Origin of the sequence: Nitrosomonas europaea (genome assembly GCF_900167395.1) — a bacterium.
GTDB classification, from domain to species: Bacteria; Pseudomonadota; Gammaproteobacteria; order Burkholderiales; family Nitrosomonadaceae; genus Nitrosomonas; species Nitrosomonas europaea.
This window is the reverse complement of sequence record NZ_FUWK01000016.1, coordinates 1-13,386: the sequence shown is the minus strand read 5'-3', so window position 1 is coordinate 13,386 and position 13,386 is coordinate 1. Positions and strand designations below refer to the sequence as shown.

The following is a 13,386-nucleotide window of genomic DNA, read 5'->3' as shown; positions in this document are numbered from 1 at the left end:
TGTCCAACTGTTTTCGGGATAGAAGACCATGACACCTCAATCTGCCTTCATGATTGCTGCGACGGTACGTGTTGGGCAACTGCAGGATTTGCGTACCTTGCTCGCTTCGATGAATACAATCCCCGGGCATGCTGATCCTGATAATGACCTGATTCCATTCGGGAAACTGGATCGCTTGCATTTTGCACGGTTTGTGATCATAGAAGCAAAAACGCTACAAGAGATTAAAGAGTTCGGTGTAAAACCACGGCCATGGCGGCCCATGCTTGCTTTCCTGGGTGACATCGACGGGGATATGCACACTTTCCTGGCAGAGCTCGTGGAACGTGCAGAATCGGGGCTGACAAAAATCTTCTCCCACTGTGATGATTTCTCTACGGGAAATCAGAATTTGCTGGAGTGGATGAAGATGCGTAATGTCAGCCCCGGCGCCAATTACGTTAACTGGGTGGGTCGAACCGTCAGGCAGATCCATGAAGAAGCAGCGCTACATCACAGCCTGTCTGACTGTTTACAGAAAATTGTTGCAGAGGTCGGGCGGGAAAATATTCATACTCTACGGCAAAAGCTTTTGTCACATGTCGAAATGGAAAAGTATAAAGGCAGGCTTGTGCTTTCCCCGCCGGAGCCAACGCCGAGTGAATGGAGAACCCGTAATCTGCTGCATAAAATCGGCGTGCCGCTGGTCCTGTTGCTTTTCTCTCCATTGCTATTGGTGATTGCTCCCTTCTTTGCATTATGGTTGAGAAAGCGGGAGCGCTCTGATCCTGAACTCTTCATCCGGCCTGCCTACTCACATATCGAAGCGCTTTCCGAACAGGAAGATTGGGATGTCAGCAATCAATACAGCGTGTTTGGGGATGTAAAACCAGGGTTGTTCCGCCTGTTGACCTTTAAATTCATCCTCCTGCTGACCGACTGGTTTGCCAGGCATGTTTACAATCACGGCTTTCTTGCGCGCATCAAAACGATCCATTTCGCCCGCTGGGTATTCATGGATAACAACCATCGCGTTTTCTTTGCCAGTAATTACGATGGCAGCCACGAAAGCTATATGGATGATTTCATCAACAAGGTTGGCTGGGGGCTGAACCTGACCTTTAGCAATGCTGTCGGCTACCCGACGACAAGGTGGATGATTAAGGAAGGCGCGCAGCGTGAGCACGCATTCAAATACACGCAAAGGCGGCATCAGATACCTACCGAGGTCTGGTACAAGGCTTATCCGGGACTGACCGCCGTTGATCTGGTGCGCAACAGCCGTATTCGGCAAGGCGTGGAAATTCGCCAGTCGGATGATGCGGAAATCCGTGAATGGCTCAGCCTGATCTGAGAGGGGGTATATACATGAAAGAATCCGGCAATTTTGAATTCGATGATGTACAGGGATTGCTGCGTTTTGGATACGGAAAGCTGGCTGATACCTGCTTCATGTTGCTGAAAATTGCGGATGCCAGTGCCGCCAGACAATGGTTGAGCACAGCGCCGGTCAGCAGTGCCATTGCAATTCATCCACCGCCTGATACGGCACTGCAGATCGCTTTTTCCGTGCAGGGTTTGCGTGCATTGGGCATTGATGAATCCATTATTGATGGTTTTTCCGATGAATTCGTTCATGGCATGACCAGAAATGAAAACTGCTCTCGTCGGCTCGGTGATATTGGACACAATGCGCCGAAGTACTGGAAATGGGGGGAGGGTGCAGACGTACCGCATATCTTGTTATTGCTTTATGCCAGAAAGGGGGGGCTTGATGCCTGGAAAGCAACGGTAGAAGGCGAGTATTTCTCACAGGCATTTCAGCTGCTGCAGTATCTGCCCACCTCGGACATGGGGCGAACTGATCCTTTCGGGTTTGAGGATGGGATCAGTCAGCCCGCGATTGACTGGGCAGATCGGCATGATACGGATTCACATGCAAATGACCGCTACACCAATTTACTGGCTGCCGGCGAAATGGTGCTTGGTTATCCCAATGAATATGGGCAATACACTGCACGACCGTTGATCGACCTTCAAAAAGACCGGTTTGCCGTGAATCTGCCGGATGCCAAAGATGATCCTGCACGGAAAGATTTTGGCCGCAATGGAACGTATCTGGTACTTCGGCAACTGGAGCAGAATGTTCCCGGTTTCTGGCAATTTCTCGACAAGGTATCGGATTCCATCCCGGAGAAGCGGGAGCGGCTTGCCGCATCGATGGTGGGCAGAGAACGGAATGGTACGCCCTTGATTGCGGAGCACATTCCGGGAATTTTGCCCAAGGATCATGGCAATCATTTTACCTATGACCTCGATCCGAAAGGGAATCATTGCCCAGTCAGTGCTCATGTGCGCAGGGCCAATCCCCGGACAGGCGATTTGCCGACGGCTGTAACGGGTACCGGTGCGATCGCACTGATAAACCGGTTGGTTAAAATCCTGGGGTTTGGACAAAAACCGGAGGAAGATCTCATTGCTTCTTCTCGTTTTCACCGTTTGTTGCGGCGTGGTCGCAGCTATGGCCCTGTCCTTGCACCGGGGGACGCTGTCAAACCGGATGCACCTGCTGCTGAACGTGGTTTGCAGTTCATCTGCCTGGTAGCCAACATAGGGCGACAGTTTGAATTTGTCCAGAATGCCTGGATTGTGAATGGCAAATTTGGTGGCTTGCAGGAGGAGCCGGATCCCTTGCTGGGAAATCGTGAACCGATGATAAACGGTAACAGCACGGATCATTTCAATCGCCCCACTTCATCCGGATCGATGCAAAAAACCTGTCATTTACCGCAGTTTACGACTGTACTGGGTGGCGGATATTTTTTCATGCCCGGGTTGCGTGCACTCAAATACATTTCAGCTTTACCTGCTAACGGAAACGGCGGTTCATCATGAACATGACAATCAAAAACCGGGTACTCAAAGCGATTCATAATTTCCTGATTTTGTTGCTGCGCATCGAGCGTCGATTGGAACCCTGGTTTCGACCGCAGTGGGATTATCTTTTTCGCGAACCTGGCTCAAGATTGATCCAGTTTCTGATTAATCGGCGACGCAAGAACAAGGATTCTGATCTTGAACTGGCGGAAGAAAGATTTGATCCCGACGAAGAAGAAAGCCTGAACAAAATTATCGATCTCATGATGGATCAGATGCGCGGGCGCTTCAAACCGGGAGGTTATGAACGAGGGGGTAATACCAAAACACACGGTATCGTGCGTGCCACCATTACTATCCGGGATGATCTGCCGGAGCATTGCCGCAAAGGTATTTTTGCCAATCCGCGCAGTTATCCGGCATATATCCGCTATTCCGGACCGGGCCCGAATGTGCCTGCTGATATTAATGATGTCGGGTTTATGAGTATGGCAATGAAAATCATGGGGGTGCCGGGCGAGAAACTGATGAGTGAAGAAAAATTGACGCAAGACTTCATTGCAACCAGCGGAGGGGCGACATTCGTTACGCCCAACACGCGGGAAAATGCCAAGTTGCAATACTGGAGTCTGGTGGATATGACACTTTATTACTTTCTCAATCCGAAAGATTCTCACTTGCTCGATTTTTTCATGCAGAGCCTGTGGACAGCAACTCAGTACAATCCGCTGGGACAGCGCTACTGGAGCTGTACACCTTATCTGCTGGGTGAAGGCCAGGCAATGATGTATTCATTTGTGCCAAAAACGAAAGAGGTTGAAAGGCATATTCCTGGCTTGCCTTTTGGCACACCACCGTTCAACTATTTACGGGAGAACATGATCAAGACGCTCAATGAAAAAGATGTCGAGTTTGATCTCATGATCCAGGTACAAACTGATCCCCATTTGATGCCTATCGAGGACAGCTCAGTGCGCTGGCCGGAAAAGCTTTCTTCATTCATTCCTGCTGCTACCATCCATATTCCCAGACAGAAATTCGATTCGGATGCGCAGTTCGAGTTTGCCAAGCGTCTGAAAATGAATCCCTGGCATTGCCTTCCTGAACACCGGCCGTTGGGTAATATCAACCGGGCGCGTTTTAGAATGTATTATGAATTATCCCGATTCCGTCAGGAGATGAATGAAACCACTCACCTTGAACCGACAGGAGATGAAGTATTTGATTAATTGCACCCTGTCGAATGCCTGATCATAAGGTGATTTCGGATGCTTTGGCTTAGAGAGAAAATTCTTGCCAATCAGACTGGCTTTGAAGTATCGTCCGGTAAAAGAAAATAGAAACAGAAGTCATTTTTACTCATTTATCATCCATCGTAACAGCAGTTGAAGGTCGACTGACCATCATCGTGGTACAGGCAAAACTAAATGGTGGCCGTCGGTGTAATTGATCGTTTTCATACACGTAGGGCCAACCACAAGGAGTATATAACTATGAGTTTTGCAAACATTATCGGTCAGTTTCTGCAACAGGGTATTTCAGGACAAAGTCGTTCGCGCCTGGATCAGGCTCTCGGTTCACTGGAACTGGACGGGGCTGGTGGCAAACTGGAGCAGTTTCTCGGAAATTTACTGAATGACAATGATAATGGTAGCGGGCGTGACTCTGCATCGACCAGCGGTGGTTTGCTCAATCTGATACGCGGTTTCTTTGGCAGCAAACAAACAGGTAAGCTGACTGGAAGTCAACTGACCGGCATTGGTGCGCTCGCAGGAGCATTGTTGAGTGGGGGTGTCAAAGCAAGCAAAGGAGCACTTGGCGGCAGTGCTATGGCAATCCTCGGTTCTCTGGCACTGAATGCGCTGAAAGGACACCTGGCTGCCGGCAATACTTCAGCCAGTGCAGCTGATATCGATCGATATGCCATGGAAGCAATTGATGACCCGGATACCCAGCGTTTGATCGTGCGTGCGATGATTGCTGCCGCAAAGGCGGATGGTATCATTGATGAACAGGAGAACGCGCGTATTCTGGGCAAGGTGGGTGAGGATGGTGTTACCGAGGCCGAACGACAACTGGTAGACGAGGAATTACGTCGTCCTGCGGATATGGCTGCGCTGGTAGCCGAGGTGCCGAATCAGGTCGTTGCAGCCGAGGTTTACAGTGCCTCATTGCTGGCGATCAATGTCGATACCGAAAAGGAAGAGAACTACCTTCGCGAGCTGGCAAAACTGCTGGGTCTGGATGCGGCAGCGGTTGCCCGGCTGCATCAACTGACCGGTGCTCCTGAAATAAGCTGAGTTGTGTACTTTTCAGCCAGGCAGTCTTTCAAACACCTGGCTGGAAAAGAAGAGTGTTATTTTTTATCCGGTTTTAACAGAGAGCAGGGGATACCCGAATATCCCGTTACGCCTGCCTGTTATCAGGATCAAAAATTCTTCCTGCCAAGGTGATATTGTGCGATTTCTGTCAATTATCATAGCCGCAATATTCTGTACTTTCCCTGTAAGTGCTGCGACACCGGCATCAGATGATTCCTATATCGCTGGTTATGCTGCAGCCATTCTGAAATTTCAGTTCGGGATCGATCTCCCTTCATTAACCGTGCGGAATGGCAATATTACGCTGCCAGCTGACAAATTGCCGGCAGAAGACCGTACCAGGATTACGCAGCTGTTCTCGGAGATTCCCGGTGTTACCAGAGTGGAAATAGTGGAATATACCGCACAGCAACCTTCACTTGCTTCTCCGGAGCCAGATGAGGCGATTGTCGATAAAGGCGCTTTGGCAACACGCTCAACGATGCTGGCAACTGGCCCCCTGCCGGAAGGTCATTTATTCAAGCCATTACTGGCTGACCCACGCTGGAATCATTTCTCGGCTGCCTACCGTAATTATGTGGGAAGAAATGTAGACGGTAATCATAATGGCTCTGTCAGCTTCGGTGAAACGATACCATTTTACCGTGCCAATATCGGGCAATCGATCGTGCAGTGGGAGGTCGGGCTCCAGGCCGGTATATTCAGTGATTTCAACCTGGGTGCTTCCTCAACTGATCTCATCAATACCGATTTTATCGGAGGAATCTATACCAGCGTACGGGCAGGTAATGCTTCCGCTTTTGCCCGTATTTATCATCAGAGTTCTCATCTTGGCGATGAATTCCTGTTGAGAAAACTCACTGATATAGAGCGTATCAATCTTAGTTATGAGGCCGCCGATCTCAGACTTTCCTATGAATTCCCGTATGGAATACGTGTTTATGGCGGGGGTGGTGGGGTTTTTCGCAAAGAACCGTCGGCGATCAAGCCCTGGTCAGCGCAATACGGTATAGAGTTCAGAAGTCCGTGGCAAATGGAGTTTGCATTGGTACGGCCGGTTTTTGCCGTGGATATCAAGAATTACGAACAGAATAACTGGAATGCTGATATATCTGCCAGAGCCGGTATTCAGTTCGATAATTTTCAGGCCTTCAACAGGAAACTTCAATTTCTGCTTGAATACTTCAACGGATATTCCCCTACCGGCCAGTTCTTCAGGGAAAAGGTGGAATATCTCGGTATCGGCGCACACTATCATTACTAGACTTACAGTATAATCAACCGCTTTGGGTAGGATACTGTCATGGAAGCCGAACAAATCAATGCAATGACCGAACAGCTGGAAGGCATGAAGCAAAGAAGTCTTGATTTGCGGAGGTATCTTTGACTTCGATGCCAAGCAAATACGGCTGACGGAGCTGGAACGCCAGTCTGAAGATCCCGCCATCTGGAATGATCCGGATCGCGCCCAGGAAATGGGGCGTGAGAAAAAATCTCTCGAAAACATCGTACATACTCTGCAATCGGTCGATCGTCAATTGCGGGATACGCATGAACTGCTGCAGATCGCCCAGGAAGAAAACGACAAAGAAACCCTGCAAAGCATTGCCGATGATGTCACGGAACTCGATCAGACACTGGCCGGGATGGAGTTTCGCCGGATGTTTTCCGATCCGATGGATCCTAATAACTGTTTTGTCGATATCCAGTCCGGTTCGGGTGGAACTGAAGCACAGGACTGGGCATCGATGCTGGAAAGAATGTACCTGCGCTACTGTGAACGGCGCGGACTGGGAGTGGAACTGCTGGAAGAATCTCCTGGCGACGTAGCCGGTATCAAGAGTGCCACGCTCAAGATAAGCGGTGAATATGCCTATGGCTATCTGCGCACAGAAACGGGTGTGCACCGGCTGGTGCGTAAATCACCATTTGATTCCGGTAACCGGCGGCATACTTCCTTTGCCAGCGTGTTTGTCTATCCGGAAGTGGATGACAGTATCGAAATCGACATCAATCCAGCCGATTTGCGGGTAGATACCTTTCGTGCCTCAGGCGCGGGCGGGCAGCATATCAATAAAACAGATTCAGCTGTCCGGATCACGCATATTCCAACCGGTATCGTCGTTCAATGCCAGAGTGGCCGCTCCCAGCACCGCAACCGTGCTGATGCCATGACAGTACTGAAATCCCGTTTGTATGAAGCAGAACTGAGAAAACGCAACGAGACCAAACAGGCCATCGAAGATTCCAAAACCGATATCGCCTGGGGTCACCAGATTCGCTCTTATGTGCTGGATCAGTCCCGTATCAAGGATTTGCGCACCAATATCGAGATCGGCAATACCCAGGCTGTACTCGATGGTGATCTGGATACATTCATCGAAGCAAGTCTCAAGCAGGGGGTATGACCTTTCACCTGCTGGCAAAGCACGGAGGGTACGGGCTGATATTCCAGGATAAAACATGACACCGACCCTCATCGAACTGATGGGTGCAGGGTTATTTGCCCTTGCCATCCTGCACACTTTTAGCACCGGATTCTTCAAGCGACTGGCGTATATCCAACCTGCACATGCCGGGCTGTGGCATCTGCTGGGTGAAGTGGAGGTGGTGTTTGGCTTCTGGGCACTGGTGCTGGTGGTAGCTCTGTTCACCATCGAAGGTGAAGCCGCAGCGATACATTACGTTGATTCCCGCAATTTCACCGAACCGATGTTCGTTTTTGCCATCATGGTGATTGCAGGTACCCGCCCGATCCTGCAGACAGCGATGGCTGCGGTTCATTTGGCCACTCGCCTCATTCCCCTGCCGGGCAGTATGGGATTCTGCTTTACCATCCTGACATTGATTCCTCTGCTCGGTTCGTTCATTACCGAGCCTGCTGCCATGACACTGGCTGCACTGATCCTGGCCGAACATATTTTCGCGAAAGGGATCTCTGCACACATGAAGTACGCCATCCTGGCTGTACTGTTCGTCAATATTTCCATCGGCGGTACATTGACACATTTTGCCGCACCCCCCGTTCTGATGGTGGCAAGTAAATGGAATTGGGATACGGCTTTCATGCTGACGACTTTCGGCTGGAAGGCAGCCATCGCCGTAGTGGCGAATGCGCTGTGTGTCACGTTGCTGTTCCGTGAAGAACTGCGATTGCTGCCGGTAACCGAGAACAATCGTCATGAGGCTGTACCGCCTGTGCTGGCCGGGGTGCATCTGGCATTTCTGGCGGGCATCGTGATGTTCTCTCATCACCCGGCCATGTTCATGGGGCTGTTCCTGTTTTTTCTGGGAATTACCCACGCCTATCAGCAATATCAGGATCGACTGATTCTGCGTGAAGGTCTGCTGGTTGCCTTTTTTCTGGCGGGGCTGGTAGTGTTGGGCGGCCAGCAGCAGTGGTGGTTGCAACCGCTGCTGATGAGCATGACCAGCGACCAGATGTTCCTCGGTGCAACCCTGCTGACCGCAGTGACCGACAACGCAGCACTGACCTATCTGGGTTCGCTGGTCGAAGGATTATCCGACGATCTCAAATATGCCCTCGTCAGTGGTGCAGTGACAGGAGGTGGCCTGACTCTCATTGCGAATGCACCCAACCCGGCGGGTATAGCTATCCTGCGTAATCATTTCGATGATGAGGCGGTGCACCCCTTCAGGCTGTTGCTAACTGCAGCAATCCCCACCTTCATTGCGGCACTGGCATTCCGGTTGCTGTAATCAAACGCGATTAACGATGGCTGCCCAACAAACAAGCTCTGGACAGTGGAAAAGCGCAGGGTGCGCTGGCGTGTGCTGCTATTAGCTTCTGGGAAATAGTGTGTTGTTTCGAAAAATGTGATCAACACAGTAGGATGCGGGTTCGTACCTCACCGTATCCTACTATGCTGGATTCAGTGGTAAAAGAGATTTGGAACAATAAAAACCTGAACCAAATTGAATATCAGATATTCTCCTTACCCCTGTTTTGCTACAGCAGTTGGAATAGCTTCTACTTCACCATTCAGCCCCATCAACAGTGTTTCAACCTCTATTTTTGGATATTTTTTATTGATCATATCTTTGAGCTGTGTGAGTTTTATAGTGTGTTCTGCCGTTTCTCTATCTGTATCCTTGGAGTAATCTTCTCCAAGTAATATCTTATATGCACCACAGTCACGATGATCCATCACCATAACGGTGTGTATCTCGTGCAGATTGACCGCCAGGTCGAGATGATCCCAGAAGGTCCTGCTCCAGGCAGGATATTTATCTGTAACAGCACCCAGTGAAGCACCGGCCAATACAATATGGTCATAGTTGTGGTACAACCCTCGACGGAGCATGTAGCGTTCAATTTCATCCATCAGGCGGTAATCCATACAACTTAAAAGTAATGTACCTGCTTTTTTTTCTGCACGGGCTTCCGATATCCCTGATACCACTGAAAATAAACCTATGCTACTACCAAGCGCAGCGAGCTGAAGAAATTTCCTCCGATTGGCTTGTGGAAACGGAACATCTTCGGTTGTGTGTGAACAAGACTGTTTTTTCATTTTCTCTCCATAAAATTTTGTAACTGCTAATCATAGATATTTTTTAAATCTATTTTCAACCTCTTTGTTATTATGGCTAATCAGCTGTAATTTATATTTATATGGAATATATCGGGGTTGGTAAAAAATATATATAAATTAGTAGGATGCGGTTTGTACCTCACTACATCCTACTGCGCTACTGTGTAGCGGTAAAATCGTAGCTTGATCGGGTTAGGGAACCTCTGCACACATCCCACATGGTCGCACACTGTGTTTTGCGGATGGAATGCAAGGCGAGTGAGGCAGTGAATGGCTACTCCTTTCACAACGAACTCAACGCTGCAGTCCGTCTGCAAAACCAGTGCCCTGAAGGGTTGTGGCAAAATCACGCGCTCGCCGTGTCACGCGCCTCGGCATCGTAGAATAACTACGATCTTCGTTGCGCTCCTTGCGATCATCATGATTTTGCCTGCAATGCGGCTCATGGAGGATGCGTGCAGAGGTTCCTTAGAGCATACGGAAAATTTTTATGCGGAATCAGATCTTGAAGAAAGCAACCGTTTCAATAATGCTGTTGCTCTGCATCAACGTAAGCGTTGCTGATACTTCAACCAGTGTTAGCTGCGCTGAGAGTGGCTCTGCATCCGCCTATTCCCGTTCAGGAAACAGTGTTTCATATTCAAGTGTAAATTGTTCGAGTAATAATGAACAAAACGCAATGACACCAGCTGGCATAGCAGTCAGTAAATCCTATTCACCTGAACCGTATACATCACTGGTTTTATCGGGTGCGTTCAATACTGAAATAAAAACCAGTAGTGAAAACAGAGTCATAATTTCCGGAGATAGCAATTATGTGGAATCTGTTGAGGTCAATTCATCCGATGGAGAATTAATCATCCGCAGGCCAGGCCCAGGAAATGATAACCTCAATGTAATTGTAGAAAGTATCTCACTTCAAAAACTCAAAATCTCCGGGGCGGGTAGCACAAATATTTATGGTGACTTTCCTGATGGCTTATCTGTCAGAAAAAGTGGTGCCGGCAGTATAAATATCGAAGGTCAGGCAAGCACGCTTAAGTTAAATCTATCCGGGGCAGGTAATACAACAGCAAGAGATTTCACAGTAGATAATGTTGAAATTGATGCTACAGGCGCAGGTAACATAGCTGTATGCGCTAAAAAATCAGTGGCAGGATCACTTGCTGGTGCCGTGCATTTCAAGGTTTACTGCAATCCGTCTCAAAGATCAGTCAACACGCGAGGGGTTTCACGCGTCAGCTATCGGTAAATAAGATTTCCCTTATTGTCTGTAGTCATTTGTATGATGCAAATAGGGCATATATGTCGTACTTGCTTGTATGTTGATTGGTTATTTCTATCCGTCTGTATGCTGCTCGGCTGTTTCATCTGGACCGACGCAGCGCAAGCGCCGAAAATAGTTGTGATAAGGTTTTACGTCCCGACTGAGCACACTTAGATTGGCAACAGCCGCATGGGTGCCAATGTAGAAATCCGGCAACGGTACGAGTCGAGTGCCACCCCGACGGCGATAGTTCAGATAGGCTTTCGCCGCCAGCCCGGCACACGACCATGGTAAGGGACTGCGCAGGGTATCGTAGATATCAAGCATCGTGTCCAGAGCATCTATGTCTGGTCCCGGGATAAGCAACTCAGTGTAGATCATCAGATTGATGTGCAGTGGCGCCTGCTCGCTACAGATCTGAAGCTGATCCACGGACCAGTCGTGCCACCGGCTATCGGTGTCCATGCAGTCGATCCAAATATTGGTATCGACTAAGAAACCCGCCGAGCCGTCATATTTGGACAAGTCATGCACAATCGTCGCCATCCGGGCGCAGGAACGCCATGATGTCGTCGCTGTTCATCTGCTTGAATGGCTCATCCAGGCTTTTGCGTACCTTTGCGGCAGCAGCGCGCAGCGACTTACGTCGGTCGTCAGTTCCCATGCCGGTCTTGCTGATGATGATCTTTCCTCCTTCCAACGAGAAGGTGACCTGGCTGCCGGGCAGAAAGCCGGCAGCATCGCGCAGGCGTTTGGGGATCGTAACTTGTCCTTTGTCAGTAACTTGCATATCCAGGTTCCCAAAAAGTAAGAATTCCTAGTTAGAATTCTACTCTTAATGGCAGTGGCGCTCCAGCGTGGGAACCATCAACTCTGAGGATAATTTCTTCCTGTCTTTGCTACACTTACCTGATGATGGATCACGATCACAGTTACAAAGCATTGTTTTCACATGCCGAGATGGTAGCTGATCTGCTGCGTGGCTTCGTTCGGGAAGAATGGGTCAATGAACTGGATTTTTCTACATTAGAGAAAGTCAGCGGTAGCTATATTAGTGACGATTTACGGGAACGGGAAGACGACATCATCTGGCGCATACGCTGGGGAAAAGACTGGCTGTATGTCTACCTGCTGCTCGAATTCCAGTCCACGGTAGACTGGTTCATGGCAGTGCGGATCATGACCTACGTCGGTTTACTGTATCAGGATTTGATCAGAAGTGAATCGATCCATAAGGGTGAGCAACTGCCGCCAGTGCTGCCGGTCGTGCTATACAATGGTGATAACCGCTGGCAGGCACCGGTAGACATCAGTGAACTGATCATCCCGATCCCGGGTGGATTGGAACGCTATCGGCCACAGCTACATTATCTGCTGCTGGATGAAGGCAGCTATCATGATCATGAACTGGCCACCCTGCGCAATCTGACAGCAGCATTATTTCGGCTGGAGAACAGTCGTACGCCGGAAGATGTCCAACAGGTGTTGCAGGCGTTGATCGCCTGGTTGCAATCACCACAACAAAGCGGATTACGGCGGACATTTACTGTCTGGTTAAAACGGGTATTTCTGCCTGGCAGAATGCCGAAGGTTAGATTTGATGAAATTCAGGATTTACAGGAGGTACACAGCATGCTGGCAGAACGTGTCAAGGAATGGACCAAAGACTGGAAACAACAAGGCATAGAGGAAGGATTACAAAAGGGATTGCAACAGGGATTGCAGCAGGGGCGACAAGAGGGGCGACAAGAGGGACGCGAAGAAGGGTTGCAGCAAGGTGAAGCCGAGTTTCTGCTGCGCCTGCTGGAACGGCGTTTTGGTCCGATCAATGAGACGATACGTACCCGAATCAGGGCAGCGGACTCGCAAACCTTGCTGACCTGGGGAGAACAGATACTGACGGCACAAACGGTCGAAGAAGTGTTTGAAGCATGAACCGTTCAGGAAGTGGCGGGGTTCCTTGCTGGATTTTGCAGGAAGAAGTTCTCCGGGCTCTATTCTGAGCCCGGAATATATTCAGGAAAAAACGCTAGGACAAATCGACATTTACGGATTCTCAACATCTATAATTTTTGCTTTACTGAAAGAGGTCTAACATTTTCAGTGAGGAATGTATGAAACGCTATGAATTGAACAGGGAGCAATGGTGTCGAATAGAGCCGTTTATACCGGGGAAAATTGGGGATCGTGGCCGACATGGTGCTGATAATCTATTGTTCATAAATGGTGTTTTATGGGTTTTACGCTCCGGCGCGCACTGGCATGACCTGCCGGAGCGGTATGGCAAATGGAAAACTGCTCACAAACGCTTTACGCGGTGGGCACAGGCCGGTATTTGGGAAAAGATATTCGATGTTTTGACCGAAGACCCGGACAATCAATATAT

The 13,386-nt window shown here is 49.3% G+C and carries 13 protein-coding genes; 10 read left to right on the top strand and 3 right to left on the bottom strand.

The annotated features are described in order from the left end of the window. The first annotated feature begins 28 nt into the window (after window positions 1–28). The 7 genes from B5D58_RS06480 to B5D58_RS06450 all read left to right on the top strand — a co-directional run bounded on the left by B5D58_RS06480 (window position 29) and on the right by B5D58_RS06450 (window position 8,897). Window positions 29–1,333: a hypothetical protein gene (locus tag B5D58_RS06480; protein ID WP_011111820.1), complete on the top strand. Its 1,305-nt coding sequence runs from the start codon at window positions 29–31 to the stop codon at window positions 1,331–1,333. Then, window positions 1,315–2,874, top strand: a complete 1,560-nt coding sequence (locus B5D58_RS06475) for a Dyp-type peroxidase (protein ID WP_234989024.1) — start codon at window positions 1,315–1,317, stop codon at window positions 2,872–2,874. The genes B5D58_RS06480 and B5D58_RS06475 overlap by 19 nt, the downstream gene beginning before the upstream one ends. Further along, window positions 2,871–4,085, top strand: a complete 1,215-nt coding sequence (locus B5D58_RS06470; protein ID WP_011111818.1) for a catalase family protein — start codon at window positions 2,871–2,873, stop codon at window positions 4,083–4,085. The genes B5D58_RS06475 and B5D58_RS06470 overlap by 4 nt, the downstream gene beginning before the upstream one ends. A 264-nt stretch (window positions 4,086–4,349) precedes the next feature. Next, window positions 4,350–5,156 carry a tellurite resistance TerB family protein gene (locus B5D58_RS06465; RefSeq protein ID WP_011111817.1) on the top strand — a complete coding sequence of 269 codons (807 nt, stop codon included), beginning with the start codon at window positions 4,350–4,352 and terminating at the stop codon, window positions 5,154–5,156. A gap of 157 nt (window positions 5,157–5,313) precedes the next feature. Then, window positions 5,314–6,441 (top strand): DUF1207 domain-containing protein, encoded by a 1,128-nt coding sequence (locus B5D58_RS06460; RefSeq protein ID WP_234989023.1) that lies wholly within the window; start codon window positions 5,314–5,316, stop codon window positions 6,439–6,441. Between the two features lie 39 nt (window positions 6,442–6,480). After that, window positions 6,481–7,585 (top strand): peptide chain release factor 2 gene (gene prfB / locus B5D58_RS06455; RefSeq protein WP_143023722.1). Its coding sequence is split into 2 segments (ribosomal slippage): window positions 6,481–6,561 and window positions 6,563–7,585, totalling 1,104 coding nucleotides; the frame shifts between segments, so codons are not numbered across the junction. Window positions 7,586–7,640: 55 nt separating this feature from the next. Further along, the gene (locus tag B5D58_RS06450; RefSeq protein WP_011111814.1) at window positions 7,641–8,897 is read left to right on the top strand and encodes a putative Na+/H+ antiporter; all 1,257 of its coding nucleotides are present in this window, start codon (window positions 7,641–7,643) and stop codon (window positions 8,895–8,897) included. 236 nt (window positions 8,898–9,133) lie between these two features. On the opposite strand, the gene B5D58_RS06445 is transcribed toward B5D58_RS06450, so the two are convergent. Then, window positions 9,134–9,712 carry a carbonic anhydrase gene (locus B5D58_RS06445; RefSeq protein ID WP_011111813.1) on the bottom strand — a complete coding sequence of 193 codons (579 nt, stop codon included), beginning with the start codon at window positions 9,710–9,712 and terminating at the stop codon, window positions 9,134–9,136. Window positions 9,713–10,238: 526 nt separating this feature from the next. Here B5D58_RS06445 and B5D58_RS06440 point away from each other — a divergent pair. Then, window positions 10,239–10,985, top strand: coding sequence for a head GIN domain-containing protein (locus B5D58_RS06440; RefSeq protein WP_158297463.1), 747 nt, complete (start codon window positions 10,239–10,241; stop codon window positions 10,983–10,985). A gap of 87 nt (window positions 10,986–11,072) precedes the next feature. Here the strand turns inward: B5D58_RS06440 and B5D58_RS06435 are convergent, their stop codons facing one another. Together B5D58_RS06435 and B5D58_RS06430 are read right to left on the bottom strand one after the other, a co-directional pair. Then, window positions 11,073–11,465: a type II toxin-antitoxin system VapC family toxin gene (locus B5D58_RS06435; protein ID WP_234989022.1), complete on the bottom strand. Its 393-nt coding sequence runs from the start codon at window positions 11,463–11,465 to the stop codon at window positions 11,073–11,075. A gap of 61 nt (window positions 11,466–11,526) precedes the next feature. After that, window positions 11,527–11,790, bottom strand: coding sequence for an AbrB/MazE/SpoVT family DNA-binding domain-containing protein (locus B5D58_RS06430; RefSeq protein ID WP_011111810.1), 264 nt, complete (start codon window positions 11,788–11,790; stop codon window positions 11,527–11,529). 122 nt (window positions 11,791–11,912) lie between these two features. On the opposite strand from B5D58_RS06430, the gene B5D58_RS06425 reads away from it, so the two are divergent. After that, window positions 11,913–12,935 carry an Rpn family recombination-promoting nuclease/putative transposase gene (locus tag B5D58_RS06425; RefSeq protein ID WP_011111809.1) on the top strand — a complete coding sequence of 341 codons (1,023 nt, stop codon included), beginning with the start codon at window positions 11,913–11,915 and terminating at the stop codon, window positions 12,933–12,935. 179 nt (window positions 12,936–13,114) lie between these two features. Further along, window positions 13,115–13,386: transposase (locus B5D58_RS06420; RefSeq protein WP_143779551.1), on the top strand; the 272-nt coding region annotated here is incomplete at its 3' end.